The organism is Streptomyces sp. NBC_01351 (assembly GCF_036237315.1).
Lineage (GTDB): Bacteria > Actinomycetota > Actinomycetes > Streptomycetales > Streptomycetaceae > Streptomyces.
Genome location: NZ_CP108356.1, coordinates 6,465,890 through 6,481,761 on the forward strand (window position 1 = coordinate 6,465,890; position 15,872 = coordinate 6,481,761).

Annotated in this window: 15 protein-coding genes; 11 read left to right on the forward strand and 4 right to left on the reverse strand. The window is 72.1% G+C overall.

Annotated elements, in window-relative coordinates:
* The first annotated feature begins 161 nt into the window (after positions 1-161).
* The 3 genes from fabG (at position 162) to OG625_RS29830 (ending at position 2,285) form a co-directional block, all read left to right on the forward strand.
* Positions 162-881 (forward strand): 3-oxoacyl-[acyl-carrier-protein] reductase, encoded by a 720-nt coding sequence (gene fabG / locus OG625_RS29820; RefSeq protein ID WP_329387170.1) that lies wholly within the window; start codon positions 162-164, stop codon positions 879-881.
* A 5-nt stretch (positions 882-886) separates the two neighbouring features.
* Positions 887-1,657: an enoyl-ACP reductase FabI gene (fabI, locus tag OG625_RS29825; RefSeq protein ID WP_329387172.1), complete on the forward strand. Its 771-nt coding sequence runs from the start codon at positions 887-889 to the stop codon at positions 1,655-1,657.
* A gap of 199 nt (positions 1,658-1,856) precedes the next feature.
* Positions 1,857-2,285: a hypothetical protein gene (locus tag OG625_RS29830; protein WP_329387174.1), complete on the forward strand. Its 429-nt coding sequence runs from the start codon at positions 1,857-1,859 to the stop codon at positions 2,283-2,285.
* On the opposite strand, the gene OG625_RS29835 is transcribed toward OG625_RS29830, so the two are convergent.
* Complete coding sequence (locus tag OG625_RS29835) at positions 2,266-3,012, reverse strand: FadR/GntR family transcriptional regulator (protein WP_329387176.1); 747 nt, start codon at positions 3,010-3,012, stop codon at positions 2,266-2,268. The genes OG625_RS29830 and OG625_RS29835 overlap by 20 nt on opposite strands.
* 78 nt (positions 3,013-3,090) lie before the next feature.
* Here OG625_RS29835 and OG625_RS29840 point away from each other — a divergent pair, with 78 nt between their 5' ends.
* The 4 genes from OG625_RS29840 to OG625_RS29855 all read left to right on the forward strand — a co-directional run bounded on the left by OG625_RS29840 (position 3,091) and on the right by OG625_RS29855 (position 5,499).
* On the forward strand, positions 3,091-4,446 hold the full coding sequence (locus OG625_RS29840) for a CynX/NimT family MFS transporter (protein WP_329387178.1): 1,356 nt from the start codon (positions 3,091-3,093) through the stop codon (positions 4,444-4,446).
* Positions 4,447-4,451: 5 nt separating this feature from the next.
* Positions 4,452-4,571: an SGM_5486 family transporter-associated protein gene (locus OG625_RS29845; RefSeq protein WP_329387181.1), complete on the forward strand. Its 120-nt coding sequence runs from the start codon at positions 4,452-4,454 to the stop codon at positions 4,569-4,571.
* 139 nt (positions 4,572-4,710) lie between these two features.
* Positions 4,711-4,926: a hypothetical protein gene (locus OG625_RS29850; protein WP_329387183.1), complete on the forward strand. Its 216-nt coding sequence runs from the start codon at positions 4,711-4,713 to the stop codon at positions 4,924-4,926.
* Positions 4,927-4,977: 51 nt separating this feature from the next.
* Positions 4,978-5,499 carry a SixA phosphatase family protein gene (locus OG625_RS29855; RefSeq protein WP_329387185.1) on the forward strand — a complete coding sequence of 174 codons (522 nt, stop codon included), beginning with the start codon at positions 4,978-4,980 and terminating at the stop codon, positions 5,497-5,499.
* A gap of 136 nt (positions 5,500-5,635) precedes the next feature.
* On the opposite strand, the gene serB is transcribed toward OG625_RS29855, so the two are convergent.
* Both serB and OG625_RS29865 read right to left on the reverse strand, forming a co-directional pair.
* Positions 5,636-6,835 carry a phosphoserine phosphatase SerB gene (gene serB / locus OG625_RS29860; RefSeq protein ID WP_329387187.1) on the reverse strand — a complete coding sequence of 400 codons (1,200 nt, stop codon included), beginning with the start codon at positions 6,833-6,835 and terminating at the stop codon, positions 5,636-5,638.
* Between the two features lie 673 nt (positions 6,836-7,508).
* Positions 7,509-9,161, reverse strand: coding sequence for a streptophobe family protein (locus OG625_RS29865; protein WP_329387189.1), 1,653 nt, complete (start codon positions 9,159-9,161; stop codon positions 7,509-7,511).
* 210 nt (positions 9,162-9,371) lie between these two features.
* On the opposite strand from OG625_RS29865, the gene OG625_RS29870 reads away from it, so the two are divergent.
* Entirely contained in the window at positions 9,372-11,891 is a 2,520-nt protein-coding gene (locus OG625_RS29870) for an ABC transporter ATP-binding protein/permease (RefSeq protein WP_329387192.1), read from the forward strand.
* A gap of 96 nt (positions 11,892-11,987) precedes the next feature.
* On the opposite strand, the gene OG625_RS29875 is transcribed toward OG625_RS29870, so the two are convergent.
* The gene (locus OG625_RS29875) at positions 11,988-12,668 is read right to left on the reverse strand and encodes a transglycosylase SLT domain-containing protein (RefSeq protein ID WP_329387194.1); all 681 of its coding nucleotides are present in this window, start codon (positions 12,666-12,668) and stop codon (positions 11,988-11,990) included.
* Positions 12,669-13,278: 610 nt separating this feature from the next.
* Here OG625_RS29875 and OG625_RS29880 point away from each other — a divergent pair.
* From OG625_RS29880 to OG625_RS29890, 3 genes are all read left to right on the forward strand, one after another.
* Positions 13,279-14,427, forward strand: a complete 1,149-nt coding sequence (locus tag OG625_RS29880; RefSeq protein WP_329387196.1) for a GAF domain-containing sensor histidine kinase — start codon at positions 13,279-13,281, stop codon at positions 14,425-14,427.
* The gene (locus OG625_RS29885) at positions 14,420-15,073 is read left to right on the forward strand and encodes a response regulator transcription factor (RefSeq protein WP_329387198.1); all 654 of its coding nucleotides are present in this window, start codon (positions 14,420-14,422) and stop codon (positions 15,071-15,073) included. Before OG625_RS29880 ends, OG625_RS29885 begins: the two co-directional genes overlap by 8 nt.
* Positions 15,074-15,203: 130 nt before the next feature.
* Positions 15,204-15,449 (forward strand): chaplin, encoded by a 246-nt coding sequence (locus tag OG625_RS29890; protein ID WP_329391089.1) that lies wholly within the window; start codon positions 15,204-15,206, stop codon positions 15,447-15,449.
* Positions 15,450-15,872 lie beyond the last annotated feature (423 nt).

Sequence of the window (15,872 nt, forward strand, 5' to 3'; positions counted from 1 at the left end):
CGGTCGCCCCGATCATGTCGCGATCGAGGCTCGTGTGCCTACATCTTTCTGTAGGGACTCGACAGAGCCCGTCGCAAGGCCCTGTCGGAGGTCGATTCTCCGTACGGGGGATGGGACCTATAGGTTTTCGGTATTCAGACCGCTAGCGAAAGGGTGATCCGTTGAGCCGCTCGGTTCTCGTCACCGGAGGAAACCGGGGCATCGGCCTCGCCATCGCCCGAGCCTTCGCGGAGGCCGGAGACAAGGTCGCGATCACGTACCGGTCGGGTGAGCCGCCGGAGGCGCTCACCTCGCTCGGCGTTCTGGCGGTCCGCTGCGACATCACCGACTCCGAGCAGGTGGAGCAGGCCTACAAGCAGGTCGAGGATGCGCACGGCGCGGTCGAGGTGCTCGTGGCCAACGCCGGCATCACCAAGGACACGCTGCTGATGCGCATGTCCGAGGAGGACTTCTCGTCGGTCGTCGACACCAACCTCACCGGCACCTTCCGGGTGGTCAAGCGCGCGAACCGGGGCATGCTCCGGGCCAAGAAGGGCCGCGTCGTCCTGATCTCCTCGGTCGTCGGACTCCTCGGCTCGGCCGGGCAGGCCAACTACGCCGCCTCCAAGGCCGCCCTCGTCGGCTTCGCCCGCTCGCTCGCCCGTGAGCTGGGCTCGCGCAACATCACCTTCAACGTGGTCGCCCCCGGCTTCGTGGACACCGACATGACGAAGGTGCTCACCGACGAGCAGCGCGCGGGCATCGTCGGCCAGGTGCCGCTCGGCCGCTACGCGCAGCCCGAGGAGATCGCGGCAGCCGTGAGCTTCCTGGCGTCCGACGACGCCGCGTACATCACCGGAGCCGTCATTCCCGTTGACGGCGGATTGGGCATGGGTCACTGATCACCATGAGTGGAATTCTCGACGGCAAGCGCATCCTCATCACGGGGGTGCTGATGGAGTCGTCCATCGCCTTCCACACCGCCAAGCTGGCCCAGGAGCAGGGCGCCGAGGTCATCCTGACCGCGTGGCCCCGCCCGACGCTGACCGAGCGCATCGCCAAGAAGCTGCCCAAGCCGGTCAAGGTGATCGAGCTCGACGTCACCAACGACGAGCACCTGGCCCGCCTGGAGGACCTCGTCCGCGCCGAGCTGGGCGGCCTCGACGGCGTCGTCCACTCGATCGGCTTCGCGCCGCAGGACGCCCTCGGCGGCAACTTCCTGAACACCCCGTTCGAGTCGGTGGCCACCGCCATGCACGTCTCGGCGTTCTCGCTGAAGTCGCTGACCATGGCCTGCAAGCCGCTGTTCGCGGCGGAGGGCGCGGCCGTCGTCGGCCTCACCTTCGACGCGCAGTTCGCGTGGCCGCAGTACGACTGGATGGGCCCGGCCAAGGCCGCGCTGGAGGCCACCAGCCGTTACCTCGCCCGCGACCTGGGCAAGGAGAACATCCGCTGCAACCTGGTCTCGGCCGGTCCGCTCGGCTCGATGGCCGCCAAGTCCATCCCGGGCTTCGGCGAGCTGGCGGACGTCTGGAACCAGCGCTCCCCGATGGACTGGGACATGAGCGACCCGGAGCCGGCGGGCAAGGGCGTCGTGGCCCTGCTGTCGGACTGGTTCCCGAAGACCACCGGCGAGATCGTCCACGTGGACGGCGGTCTGCACGCGATGGGTGCCTGACCGGTCCCCGAGCACGTACGGCGGCGGCCGCGCTTCCCCCAGGGGGAGGCGCGGCCGCCGTCGTTTCCGTGCGTGTCGCGTGCTTGCTCGATCGGGTGTTCACCGGCTGATCGGATCTTCCCGAGTCGAAAACCGGAACAGATGCCTGCAAACTGGCCAGGTCGGGATCTTCCCGGCTCCTGCGGGGAGGAGGTGCGGAGTGCGCGCGAGGCCGAGCGGAGCGGGAGCGCTACTCGTCACAGCCGTGATCCTGACCGGACTCCTGATCCCCGGGGCGGCCGCCCAGACCGGCGGGGGCGAGCCCGCGTCCGGCCCCGAAGGGGTCCCGGCCGTCGTCGACCTCGCCGAGATCCCCGCCGAGCCACCCGTACAGCCCGCGCGGCGCCCGGCCCAGGAGCTGTTCGGCGCCGACTGCGACACCGAGATCTCGGGCTCGCAGGTGACGGCGCGCTGCCACAACGGCTATCCGGAGACCGACCTGGTGCGGCTGCACGTCGAATGCGACCGCTGGTGGGACGTGGACGGGGACGGCGCCGCCGTGGCCGTCGGCCCGGCCGGCCGCGTCGAACTCACCGGCCGCTGCTGGAAGGAAGTCCGCTCGGCCTGGATCAGCCACCAGCGGCCGTGAGGTCGGCCTCCGTGAAGTCCGCCTTCGTGAAGTCCGTCCTCGTGAAGTCCGCCTCCGGGTCCCTGCCGAGGCAGACGAACGGATAGCCGGCCGCCTCCGAGGACGCCGCGTCCCCGTCGCCCCGCCGGATCGCCTCGATCAGCCGGGCATGGTCCAGATGGGCCTCCGGGCGCAGCTCGGTTCCCACGTCCGTGCGCAGCCAGTCCGCCACCAGGTCGCCGAGGTCCGCGTACAGCTCGATCAGCACCTCGTTGTGCGAGGCCGTCACCACCGCCATGTGCAGACTCACGTCCGCCGCGACGAACACCTCCGCGTCCCCGCCCGCCCAGGCCTCCTCGCGCCGCGCCAGCAGCGCGTCCAGCTGTACGAGGTCCCGCTCGGTGCGTCGCTCCGCCGCCAGCCGGGCCGCCGAGGACTCCAGCGTCGAGCGCAGCTCGGCGATGTGCCGCGGATCGGCCCCGGCGAAGCGGCGGTGCATCACACCGGCCAGCTCGCTGGTGGCGAGGACGTACGTCCCCGAACCCTGCCGGATGTCCAGCAGGCCGTTGTGCGCCAGCGCCCGCACGGCCTCGCGCACGGTGTTGCGGGCGACGCCGAGCAACTCCACCAGCTCCGGTTCGGTGGGAATGCGGGAGCCGACCGGCCACTCGCCGGACGTGATCTGGTTCCGCAACTGGGCGATCACCTGGTCGACGAGTGCGGAGCGCCGGGGCGAGGTCAGCGGCATGAGGTCCTCTCGGAGGTGGCGGGGTGTGACGCGATGACGGCTGGACAACCAATCATCCCATGATTCTATGATGGCTGAATGTACGACGATGAAATCCAGACCCTCGACCGAGCCGCCGGGGGCCACCAGCCCCCGCGGCCGGTCACCGCCGCGGCCGGGGCGGACCGCCCCGCGACCGGCGCCCTCACCTTGCAGGCCCCGGCGCAGCCGGCCTGGCTCGGCCCCCTGCTCATCGTCGGCATCGTGCTGGCCGCCCTCAACCTGCGGCCCGCGATCACCAGCCTCGGCGCCCTCTTCGAAGAGACCCGCGAGGGCCTCGGCATGAGCGGCACCGTCGCCGGACTCATCACCTCCGTCCCCGCCCTCTGCTTCGCCGTCTTCGGCGTCACCGCGCCCCGGCTCTCCCGCCGCTTCGGCCCGGCCACCGTCGTCTGCGCCGGCATGGCCGCCGTCGCCGCCGGCCTGCTGATCCGCCCCTTCGCGAGCAACGCCGCCGGCTTCCTCGCCGCCAGCGCCCTGACACTGGCAGGCATAGCCCTGACCAACGTCCTCCTCCCGGTCATCGTCAAGCGCTGGTTCCCGGAGAAGGTCGGCACCATGACCGGCCTGTACTCCATGGCCCTGGCCGCCGGCACCTCCCTCGCCGCCGCCGCGACCGTCCCGCTGACCGAGGCCCTCGGGGGCAGCTGGCGTACCGGCCTGCTCCTGTGGGGCGGGCTCGCGGTGATCGCCGCACTGCTGTGGCTGCCCCTCGCCCGCGCCTCCCGCCGGCAGCGCGCGGAGGCCGCTTCGGCCGCTGCTTCCACCGCCGCGTCCGCTGGGACCGTACGGGCCGGCACCGGCCCCAGCGTCGTGCGCAGCCGCACCGCCTGGGCGCTCGCCAGTTACTTCGGCCTCCAGGCCACCGGCGCGTACATCACCATGGGCTGGCTCCCGCAGATCTTCCGCGACGCCGGAGTCCCCGCCTCCACCGCAGGCGTGCTCCTCGCCGTCACGATGGTCATGGGCGTCCCCCTCGCCTTCGTCATCCCCGGCCTCGCCGGCCGGATGAAGAACCAGGGCGCCATCGCCGTGGCCCTCGGCGTCTTCGGCCTCATCGGCTACCTCGGGCTGTACCTCGCCCCCGTCGCCGGAGCCTGGGCCTGGGCACTCCTGCTCGGCGTCTCCAACTGCGCCTTCCCGCTCGTCATCACCCTCATCGGGCTGCGCGCCAAGTCCCCGGCCGGGGTCGTGAAGCTGTCCGCCTTCGCGCAGAGCGCCGGCTACCTCATCTCCATCCCCGGCCCCCTCCTCATCGGCGCCCTCTACCAGCACAGCGGAGGCTGGGACCTCCCGCTCGCCCTGATGGCGGGACTGCTCGTACCGCAGATCGTGCTCGGCGTCCTGGCAGGCCGGGACCGCACGATCGAGGACGAATGCGGCATGCGAGACTGATCGGCATGTCGCCCGTACTTGAACCCAACCCGCAGAACGGCCGCAAGAAGCTCGGCCTCGTACTCGGCGCGATGCTCGTCGTGACCGTGGTCATCGCGGTCATCGCGACGCTCGCCTCTCCGTGAGGGTGGGGGTAACCCCACCACCCCCTAGGGGGCCAGGCTCAGGGTGAAGTGGGGTGTGCCCCGGATGGGAACGGCAGCCTCGGATCCATAGATTCAGAGGCAGAGAGCCAGTCCCGTCCGCGCACCCACGGAGGCGGCCATGTCGGCCCCCACGCACACCCGCTCCCGCCCGCTCACGGGCTCCTCCCGGTTCGGCGCCGACGCCCGGCTGCACTGGTGGGCCCTGGCCCTGCCCGCCCTCGCCTTCGGCCTCCTCCTTTTGCTCCTTGCCGGATCGGGCCAGGCAGAGGCCGCCACCGGCGAGGGTCCGGCGCTGGTCCAGGTCGCCGAACAGCTCCTGCGCGCCGTCGTCTGACCCCTTCAACACCCTGCGCCGTACGCCCCGTTTCGTGCGAAGCTGGGAGCCATGAGCGCCGACACACCCCGCAGGATTGCCCTCCTCCGGCACGCCAAGGCCGACTGGCCCCAGGTGTCCGACCACGACCGCCCGCTGGCGGAACGAGGCCGCAAGGACGCGCCGGCCGTCGGTCTGAAGCTCGCCGAAACCGGCATCGCCTTCGACCTGGCCCTCTGCTCCACCGCCGCCCGTACGCGCGAGACATGGAAGCTCGCCGTCCAGGAAATGCCGCACCGGCCGAAGACCCACTACGAGGAACGGCTCTACGACGCCTCCCTCGGAGAGCTCATCGCCCTGCTGAACGAGACCTCCGACGAGGTGGCCGACCTCCTCGTCATCGGGCACAACCCGGGCATGCACGCCCTAGCCGACGCCCTCTCCGGCCGGGCGACGGACGACACCCTCGCACGGATGACCCGTACCGGATTCCCGACCGCGGCGCTCGCCGTCGTCTCCTTCACCGGATCGTGGAAGTCCCTGGAACACGGGGTGGGCACACTGCTCGACTACTGGACCCCCAAGGGGCACTGACGGCACCGGCCCGGTCCCGGGCCGTACGCGCGAACGGGCCCCGGCAGCCGCATCGGCAGCCGGGGCCCGTTCGTATGTCGGTCGGCCAGGTCGGCCAGGTCGGCCAGGTCGGCCAGGTCGGCCAGGTCGGGCCAAGTCAGGCCAGGTCGGCGGCCTCGACCTCCTCGCGGGTGATCCCGAGCAGGTACAGCACCGCGTCCAGGAAGGGCACGTTCACCGCCGTGTGAGCGGCCTCGCGGACCACCGGCTTGGCGTTGAAGGCCACGCCCAGCCCGGCCGCGTTCAGCATGTCCAGGTCGTTGGCACCGTCACCGATGGCCACCGTCTGGGCCAGCGGCACCCCGGCCTCCGCCGCGAACCGGCGCAGCAGCCGGGCCTTGCCCGCCCGGTCCACGATCTCGCCGGTGACCTTGCCCGTGAGCTTCCCGTCCACGATCTCCAGGGTGTTGGCCGAGGCGAAGTCCAGCCCCAGCCGCTCCCGCAGATCGTCCGTCACCTGGGTGAACCCGCCCGAGACCACGCCCACCTGGTAGCCGAGGCGCTTCAGCGTACGGATCAGGGTGCGGGCGCCCGGGGTCAGCTGCACCTCGGCGCGGACCTTGTCCACGACGGAGGCGTCCAGACCCGCGAGCAGCGCCACGCGGGCGTGCAGAGACTGCTCGAAGTCCAGCTCACCGCGCATGGCCCGCTCGGTGACCTCGGCGACCTCGGCCTCGCAGCCGGCGTGCGCGGCGAAGAGCTCGATCACCTCGTCCTGGATCAGCGTCGAGTCCACGTCCATCACGACCAGGCGCTGCGCCCGGCGGTGCAGCCCGGCCGAGACCACGGCCACGTCGACGCCGATCTGCGCGGCGGCCGTGGCCAGCGCGGTGCGCAGCGGCTCGGTCTCGGCGCCGGATACGGCGAACTCCACCGCCGTCACCGGGTACTTCGCGAGCCGGAAGATACGGTCGATGTTGCCGCCGGTCGCGGTGATCCGGGCGGCGATGGCGGCGGTGGACTCGGCGGTCAGCGGATGCCCGAGCACGGTGACGTGCGAACGGCCGCTGCCGCGGGGCCGGTTGTCACCGGTACCGGAGAGGATCTCAGCCTGCATCTTGAGCGACTCGGCCCAGCTGTGGACGGTCGCCCGCAGCTCGCCCTCGGCTCCGCCGGCGGGCTTGGTGACGAGGGCGCACAGGACGATGCGGCCACGGGTGACGACCTGCTCGATGTCGACGACGTCGACGGAGTAGGCGGCGAGGGTGTCGAACAGCCCGGCGGTGATCCCGGGACGGTCCTTGCCGAAGATCTTGACGAGGAGGGTGGGGACGTCGGAGGTCTGCGATGCGCTCATGGTGCCCTCACCGTATCTTCCCGACCCGTGGGACAGGACCCCCGTCCCACGGGTCGGTCAGCCGATTGACACGGGCGGGCCGGTCGCCCTGCGGGCCGCTCCCCAACCCACCCGCGACTCCACCACGCCTGGGCCGTGCCTGGGCGGGCCCGGCCGGGGCGGAGCGGGGCGGGCCGGTTGAGCAGGGGACGGCTGGTGGGGCGGGCGGGCCCGGCCGGGGCGGGGCCGGGTGCGCGTGGGCCGGCCCGGCCGTGGCCGGGCGCGCGCCGTGGCGTCTCCTCGGGCGTCGAACGTGTCGAGGGGTCGGTGGGCCGAGCCATGGTTGCGTTCGACGCCCTGCGGGGACGCCCCACCGCACACCCGGCCCCGTCCGAACCGGCGGGCACCGCCCTGACCCACCCTCGCCCCGGCCCCTGCGGGCCGGTACACGCCCGTCCTGATCCCCCCGATCCAGCCTCGCTCCGGCCCCGGCGGGCTGGCACAGGCCTGTCCTGGTCCACCCTGATCCACCTTCGCCCCGGCCCTGCGCCCCGCCACACGCCCGTCCTGGTCCACCTGATCCAGCCTCGCCGGCGTTTGAGGCGCGGGGTCTGGGGCGGAGCCCCAGGGAACGGTGGAAGGGCGGGTAGGGGACGGCTCCGCGCAGCGGATCCGGATCCGGACCCGCAGACGGTCACGGCGGTGTGGACGGCCTCGGCGGCGGGGGCGCTCCCGGCGGGGGAGGCGGGGTGAAGGGCGGGCGCAGGGGCGGCTTCGCCGGCTTGGGAGCCCTGGGCGGGATGCCGGTGACCGTGACGTCCCAGGAGCCGTCCGCCCCCGGGGCCGGGTCGGGGTCCGGGGGCAGCCCCTGGCGGTAGGGGGCTGAACCCTGGCCGTGCGGGGCGGTGCGCGCGTCGGGGTCAGTGCTGCGCCGGGCTCCGGCGGGGTCCGGGTCGGCTCCGGGGCCGTACGCGGCCGTCGGGGCGGCGGGGTCCGGCCACGCCGGGCCGGGGGACGCCGGGTCGGCCGGGCGGCGGCGGTGCCGGGTCAGGGCCGCGCCCGCCGCACCCGCGGCCGCCCCCCACCCCGCGCCCAGCGCCAGCGCGAACGGCACCGACCCCCGCAGCTCCGCGCCCGCGGACACCGCGTCCACACCCAGCACCGCGAGCGAGGCGTCCGCGGAGAACCCCGTCAGCCCCACCAGCACCGCCGAGGCCACCCCCGCCCCCACCGCAAGCCGCCCCGCGCACTGCCCGATCCCGCGCCCTGGACTGCGTACGGCAGCCAGCACGCCCGCGTAGAGCAGCAGCAGCGCCGCCCCCGCCACCAGCAGCCACACCCGCCCGTCGTACTCCGCCAGCCGGGCCACCGTCACCGGATCCCGCGCGCCCGCCCCCACCAGCAGCTCGTCCAGCGGATCCGGCAGCAGCCGGGCCGGCGCCCCCGTGGCCCGGCCGCTCAGCGGCACGAACAGTCCGAGCAGCACGCCCAGCCAGGCCCCGTTCGGCGCACCGAGCAGCGCGGCCCCCACGACCTGCCGCCCCTGCCCGGGCTCGGCCCGGACGGCCGCCCACACCGCCGCCGCCAGCCCGGCCGCCACCGCCACCAGCAGCATCGCCACCACCGCCGAAGCGGCCGGGCGGTACCGGGCCAGGCCCGCCGGCCCGCGCCGCGACACCAGCAGCGCCAGGCCCAGCACCGCCGCCACCCACACCCCGGCGCCCACCAGGGTCGGCCCGAGCTCCACCGAGAAGCCCACCCGCGCCCGGGCCTCGATCAGCTCCCCGACCCGATCCGGCAGAACCGGCAGATCCGGCAGCAGCCCGCCGATGTCCCCGATCCCCGGGATCTCCAGCTTCGGCGGAACCTCCGCCGGAGCCGGAACCCCCGGCAGCCGCGACCCGTCCAGCGTGACCACGTCGTGCCCGGCCCACGCCAGCCCGCCCGCCGTCGCGACGAACAGCCCCGCGACCGCCGTCACCCGGGCCGCCAGCTCGCCCGCCGCCGCCCCGGCCCGCACCGAGCGCAGGAACACCGAGGCCAGCACCAGCGCCCCGGCCAGCGCCACCCCCAGGGGCATGACGTCCAGGGAGCCTTCCGTGCCCGGCCCGTCGACCCCGAAGACCGACATGTCACCCGAGGGAGTCACCGTCCCACCGACCGCCAGCACCACCACGGCGGCCGTCATCGCCCCGAGCGAACCCCCGTGGGCGTCCGCCCCCAGCAGGTGCAGCCCCGCCCCGGCCACCGCGGCCATCACGATCAGCGACCACCCCACGGCGGCGACACCGGACAGCAGCACGTCCCCCCAACGAACGCGGAGCGTGCGGCGCGCAGGCAGGCTCATACGCGGTCCCCCGATCGGGCCGAGCAGGCGAGAAGTCCCGTATCTCACTCTCCGGGTCACTTTCGACCCCGTCAACGGGCAGACGTAGACGCCGCATCGCGGCCCCGATTCCACATGTGGGCCCGGGCCTGAAATAGTTCCCCCGGATGTTCGCCATCCCTAGACTCCCTGACGTCAGGGGGATTCTCGGGGGACTTAAGTGGGGCTGGAGTGCCGGAACTCGTACTGGAATTGAATGGAAGGACCTGGACGCTCGATCCGTCCAGGTCGTACTCGCTGGGGCGCGACCCCCAGGGAGACGTGGTGATCGACGATGCGCGGGTGTCGTGGCGGCACGCCACCATCGCCTGGAACGGCCGGGGTTGGGGCATCGAGGACCACGGCAGCACCAACGGCACGTACGTGCACGGTGCCAGGGTCCAGCAGACCGAGCTCGTGCCCGGCACGCCGGTGCACCTGGGCAACGCCACCGACGGCCCGCGGCTGAATCTGAGCGCTGCCGCCGCGCCGCAGCACGCCCAGCAGGCGGCCCCGGCGCAGGCGTACGCCCAGCCGGCTCCCGCCTACCAGGCCCCGCAGCAGCAGCCGCAGCAGCAGGTCTGGGAACAGCAGCAGCACGCACAGCAGCAGCCGCAGCAGGCGCAGCCGCACTTCCCGCACCAGCAGGGCGCCGCCGCGGCCCGCCCCGCCCAGGGCGGCGCACCCGCGTACGGCGACCGCAGCCCGACGACGTTCCACCAGCTCTCGCTGGGCCACGTCATGCGGATCGGCCGTGCGCTGGAGAACGAGCTGGTGGTCTCCGACCTCCAGGTGTCCCGCCACCACGCCGAGTTCCGCTCGATGCCCGGCGGCCGCTTCGAGATCCACGACCTGGGCAGCCACAACGGCACCTACGTCAACGGTCAGCCGCTGCCCAAGTCCGGCACCGCGCTGCTCGGCCCGAACGACATCGTCGGCGTCGGCCACTCGACGTTCCGCATCGTCGGCGACCGCCTCGAGGAGTTCGTCGACACCGGCGAGGTCTCCTTCTCGGCCCGCCACCTCACCGTCACGGTCGAGGGCGGCAAGCAGATCCTCAAGGACGTCACCTTCGGCGTCCCGGAGAAGTCGCTGATCGGTGTCATCGGCCCGTCCGGCTCCGGAAAGTCGACCCTGCTCAAGGCGCTGACCGGCTACCGGCCCGCCGACCAGGGCGACGTCCTCTACGACAACCGCAACCTGTACAAGCAGTTCGCGGAGCTCCGCCAGCGCATCGGCCTGGTCCCGCAGGACGACATCCTGCACAAGGAGCTGACCGTACGGACGGCCCTCAAGTACGCGGCCAAGCTGCGCTTCCCCGGTGACACCGCCGAGTCCGAGCGCGCCGCCCGCATCGACGAGGTGCTGCGCGAGCTCAAGCTCGACATCCACAAGGAAAAGAAGATCACCGCGCTCTCGGGCGGTCAGCGCAAGCGCGTGTCCGTGGCCCTGGAGCTGCTCACCAAGCCGTCGCTGATCTTCCTGGACGAGCCGACCTCGGGCCTCGACCCGGGCATGGACCGCGACGTCATGCAGCTGCTGCGCGGCCTCGCCGACGACGGCCGCACGGTCCTCGTCGTCACCCACTCGGTGGCCGAGCTCGCCATCTGCGACAAGCTGCTGGTCATGGCCCCCGGCGGTTCGGTCGCGTACTTCGGCCCGCCGGACGACGCGCTGAACTTCTTCGGCTACACCACGTGGGCGGACGTCTTCTCGGCCTTCGAGAACTACCGCGACTACGACTGGGCGGGCCGCTGGAAGGGCTCGCAGCACTACCAGCTGTACGCCGCCGACCTCGACGCGGTCGCCCCGCAGTCGGTTGCGATGCCCCCGGCCCAGCAGATGCGCCCGACCAAGCCGCAGGGCTGGGGCTCGCAGCTGTTCACGCTGATCCGCCGCTACGTCTCGGTGATCGCCTCGGACAAGGGCTTCCTGGCCCTGATGGTGCTGCTGCCCGCGGTCCTGGGCGTGGTCTCCACGGTGATCCCCGCGAAGTTCGGCCTGGCACCGCCGGTCGCGCCGCACCGCTTCAACGGCGACGCCGGCACGATCATGCTGATCCTCGCGGTCGGCATGTGCTTCTCCGGCGCCGCGAACTCGGTCCGTGAGCTGATCAAGGAACGCGTGATCTACGAACGAGAGCGCGCGACCGGCCTGTACCGGTCCGCGTACCTCATGTCGAAGGTGATCGTCCTCGGCGTCATCACGGCCATCCAGGGCGTGATCATCTGCGCGATCGGCTTCTTCCCGCGCGATCTGCCCACCGAGGGCCTGATCATGCCGCCGGCCGTCGAGATCTGCCTGTCGGTCATCGCGCTCGGCTTCACCTCGATGATGTTCGGCCTGGTGATCTCCTCGCTGGTGAAGACCGCCGAGAAGACCATGCCGCTGCTGGTCATGTTCGCGATCGTCCAGGTCGTGTTCACCGGCATCCTCTTCCAGGTGTACGACTCCCCGGGCCTGGAGCAGTTCGCCTGGCTGATGCCGTCCCGCTGGGCCATCGCCGCCGCGGGCACCACGCTGAACCTCGGCAAGCTCATGCCGCCGTGGGACGCGGAGAACCCGACCAACACGGACCCGCTCTGGGACGCCACGGTCGGCCAGTGGAGCCTGAACATCACCATCCTGCTGCTCATCGGCATCGCCTGCGGCTTCCTGGTCCAGCGCCTGCTGCGCCGCCACGAGCCGGAGGTCATGCGGGCCGGCAAGTAACGCGACCCGCGGCACCCACCCACCAGAACGCATGAGAACGCCTCAGGGCGGCACCCGGAATCCGGGTGCCGCCCTGAGGCGCACAGAGGCCCAGGCCTAGTAGGCGCTGTTGACGTTGTCCATCGAGCCGTAACGGTCGGCCGCGTAGTTGCAGGCGGCGACGATGTTGGCGACCGGGTCGTACTGGTCGAACTTGGTGCCCTTGACGTGGTACGCCTTGAAGGTCGGCAGGATGACCTGGAGCAGACCCTTGCTGGGGATGCCGTTCTGGGCGTTGATGTCCCAGTTGTTGATCGCCATCGGGTTACCGCTGGACTCGCGCATGACGTTCTTGTGGATACCGGCGTAGGTGCCCGGAATGCCCTCCTTCTTCATGATGAAGAGGGCTTCCTTGATCCAGCCGTCCAGGTTGTTCGCGAAGACGGGGGTGCGGGCGGCGGAGCGGCTCGCGGCGGCCTTCTGCTCGCGGTCCTTCTTCGCGGCGGCCTCGGCCTTGGCCTTGGCGGCGGCGTCGGCCTTGGCCTTCGCTGCGGCCTTCGCGTTCGCGTCGGCGATGACCTGCTGTGCGGAGAGGTGACCGTGCATTGCCTTGGTCTGCGTGCCGTTGACGGCCTGGGTCCAGGCGACGGGGGCGGCGGAGACCGTCTCGGCCTGGGCGGCGTCGGCCGGGACCAGGGAGAAGGCGAGCGCGGCGGCACTGAACGTGGCGACGCCGGCAATGGACAGCTTGTGTGCCTTCGTCAGACGACTGTGACCGGGAGTGCTGGAAGCAGACATGGCGGGGGCAACCTCTTCGAATAGCGGGGGCCGCAGGAAAGCGCCGCGAGGATCTGGGATCCGCGGCGCTGTGCGACGAGGGCAATTCTTAGCGGTGGCAAAAAGCTGTGGCAAAGGTGTGACGTACGATCCTGCTTAGTGGATCACGGGCGGGAGCGGAGGCTCGATTTCCGGCCTCGACGCTAGGCGCACCCGCACTGACGGGACCTTTATCCGTCCACTAGGGAACTTCGTAAGTGATCTGGGTCCTATGCCCGGGCTCACATCGGGCACGTAACGATTTCACCGAGCGTTGCTGAAGCAATGCAATCGGTGACCGATCTCATCCTTGAGTAGCAGGAGAAGGTCCCGAACTCGTGCCAAAGGCAGAGCCGGGACGTCACGGCGGGCGTTCCCGTGCCGTACGGCGCCCGCCCGACCACCGCCTCCCCCGGGTCACAAGCCCCGGCGGAATGTCCCTTATATACAGTCCCTTCTCCGGTGGCGCCGCCCACCCGCTCACACCCCCCGCCGCCGCCCCCGCCTCGGCCGTGGGACCCACCCGTACAGGTCCCGGGACCTACGCCCGAGGCCCGATCCCGCAGGTCACCGTCGTGGGTACGGTGAGCGCATGCACAAAGGACGCACGGGACCGGAACGCACCGGCCTGGCCGCAGTGAGCACCGCGTTGCTCGCCATGAGCCGCCGCCTGGAGGTCCGCGACGTCCTGCGCACGATCGTCGTATCGGCCCGCGAGCTCCTGGACGCCGAGTACGCGGCCCTCGGCGTCCCGGACGACCACGGCGGCTTCGCCCAGTTCGTGGTGGACGGCATCACCCCCGAACAGTGGCGCCGCATCGGCCCGCTGCCCCGCCAGCACGGCATCCTCGCCGCGATGCTCCACCAGGACGGCCCCGAGCGCCTGGCCGACGTACGCCAGGACCCCCGCTTCGGGGGCTGGCCGGCCGCCCACCCCGAGATGTCCGACTTCCTCGGGCTGCCCGTCCGCGACGGCGAGGAGATCCTCGGCGCCCTCTTCCTCGCCAACAAGAAGGGCCCGGAGGGCTTCACCGACGAGGACGAGGAACTCCTCGCCCTCCTCGCCCAGCACGCGGCCATCGCCCTCACCAACGCCCGGCTCTACGAACGCAGCCGCGAGCTGACCATCGCCGAGGAGCGCTCCCGCCTCGCCCACGAGCTGCACGACGCGGTCAGCCAGAAGCTGTTCTCGCTCCGCCTCACCGCCCAGGCGGCGGCCGCCCTCGTCGACCGCGACCCGGCCCGCGCCAAGGACGAGCTCCATCAGGTCTCCGCCCTCGCCGCCGAGGCCGCCGACGAACTACGCGCCGCCGTCACCGAGCTGCGCCCGGCCGCCCTCGACGAGGACGGCCTCGTCGCCACCCTCCGCACCCACGTCCACGTGCTCGACCGCGCGCACACCGCGCACGTCACCTTCACCTGTGACGGTGTACGGGCCCTGCCCTCGACCCAGGAGGAGGCACTCCTGCGCGTGGCCCAGGAAGCCCTCCACAACGCCCTGCGCCACTCCGACGCCGACCGGGTCGAGGTCACCCTGACCCGCACCGCCGACGGCGGCGGCGCGGTGCTCAAGGTCCTCGACACCGGCAAGGGCTTCGACCCCCTGTCCGTCCGCCGCGCGGGCCGCCACCTCGGCCTCGTCTCCATGCGGGACCGCGCGAGCGGCGTCGGCGGCCGGCTCACCGTCCACTCGGAGCCCGGCAAGGGCACCACGATCGAGATGGAGGTCCCCGGTGGCTGACGACACCGGCCGAATCCGCATCCTGCTGGTCGACGACCACCAGGTGGTCCGCCGCGGCCTGCGCACCTTCCTGGAGGTCCAGGACGACATCGAGGTGGTCGGCGAGGCCTCCGACGGCGAGGAGGGCATCGCCCGCGCCGAGGAGCTGCGGCCCCACGTGATCCTCATGGACGTGAAGATGCCGGGCACGGACGGCATCGAAGCCCTGCGCCGGCTCCGCGCGCTCGCCAACCCCGCCCGCGTGCTGATCGTCACCAGCTTCACGGAACAGCGGACCGCGATCCCCGCGCTGCGCGCCGGAGCCGCCGGATACGTCTACAAGGACATCGACCCCGACGCCCTGGCCGGCGCGATCCGCTCCGTCCACGCGGGCCACGTCCTCCTCCAGCCGGAGGTGGCACAGGCCCTCCTCTCCCAGGAGGAGCAGAACCCGTCCGGCACCGGCCGCCCCGGATCCCTCACCGACCGGGAACGCGAGGTCCTGGGCCTGATCGCGGACGGTCGCTCCAACCGCGAGATCGCCCGGGCCCTCGTCCTCTCGGAGAAGACGGTCAAGACGCACGTCTCGAACATCCTGATGAAACTGGACCTATCGGACCGCACCCAGGCCGCGCTCTGGGCCGTCAGGCACGGCCTGGCGGAGTAATCGGACACTAAGCGGAGATTCATACGGTCGGGTGTATGTAGCCCGGATGGCGCATCCCGATCACGGGCCGACCGTTCTCCATGACGTGCCGCGACGGCTGGTCGCGGCGGACGTACTGGAGGACGAGAACGTGAAGAACTTCAAGAAGGCCGCAGCAGTCACCATGATCGCGGGCGGCCTCGTCGCCGCCGGCGCCGGTGTCTCCTCGGCGCACGGCAGTGCGTCGGCGGAGGGCGAGGCCCTGAACTCGCCCGGCGTGGCCTCCGGGAACCTGCTCCAGGTCCCGGTCCACGTCCCGGTCAACGTCGTGGGCAACTCGGTCACCGCGATCGGCCTGCTGAACGGAGCCTGGGGCAACACGGGCGTCAATTCCTAACTACGCCCGCTCGCACCGCTCCGCGGGCTTCGAGGCCCTGCGCCGGGCCCATCCCCGACGCGGCCCTCGCACTGCTCCGCAGCCATCGAGCCGCTGCGCCGGGCCCATCCCCGACGCGGCCCTCGCACTGCTCCGCAGCCATCGAGCCGCTGCGCCGGGCCCATTCCCGACGCAGCTCTCGCATTGCTCCGCAGGCTTCGAGCCGCTGCGCCGGACTCCGTCCGTCGTGTGGCCCGGGCCGCGTAGCAGGGCGCCTCACACCGGCCCCGCTTCCCCCCTCTCCCCGGGAAGCGGGGCCGCAGCCGTGTGCAGCCCGAGGGGCATCAGCCGGCGCCCGGCCGGCCGCCCCCAGCCCGCCGGGCAGGAACGCCTCTCCGGGCATCCCAGTGCCACCGGGCAAAACCGGGCCCGCCCGCCATCCAG

Excerpts from the sequence above, each read along its gene's own strand:
- fabI (WP_329387172.1), top strand. The coding sequence starts at position 887 with ATGAGTGGAATTCTCGACGGCAAGCGCATCCTCATCACGGGGGTGCTG.
- OG625_RS29835 (WP_329387176.1), bottom strand. The coding sequence starts at position 3,012 with ATGCCGCTGACCTCGCCCCGGCGCTCCGCACTCGTCGACCAGGTGATC.
- OG625_RS29840 (WP_329387178.1), top strand. The coding sequence starts at position 3,091 with ATGTACGACGATGAAATCCAGACCCTCGACCGAGCCGCCGGGGGCCAC.
- OG625_RS29845 (WP_329387181.1), top strand. The coding sequence starts at position 4,452 with ATGTCGCCCGTACTTGAACCCAACCCGCAGAACGGCCGCAAGAAGCTC.
- OG625_RS29850 (WP_329387183.1), top strand. The coding sequence starts at position 4,711 with ATGTCGGCCCCCACGCACACCCGCTCCCGCCCGCTCACGGGCTCCTCC.
- OG625_RS29855 (WP_329387185.1), top strand. The coding sequence starts at position 4,978 with ATGAGCGCCGACACACCCCGCAGGATTGCCCTCCTCCGGCACGCCAAG.
- serB (WP_329387187.1), bottom strand. The coding sequence starts at position 6,835 with ATGAGCGCATCGCAGACCTCCGACGTCCCCACCCTCCTCGTCAAGATC.
- OG625_RS29865 (WP_329387189.1), bottom strand. The coding sequence starts at position 9,161 with ATGAGCCTGCCTGCGCGCCGCACGCTCCGCGTTCGTTGGGGGGACGTG.
- OG625_RS29875 (WP_329387194.1), bottom strand. The coding sequence starts at position 12,668 with ATGTCTGCTTCCAGCACTCCCGGTCACAGTCGTCTGACGAAGGCACAC.
- OG625_RS29880 (WP_329387196.1), top strand. The coding sequence starts at position 13,279 with ATGCACAAAGGACGCACGGGACCGGAACGCACCGGCCTGGCCGCAGTG.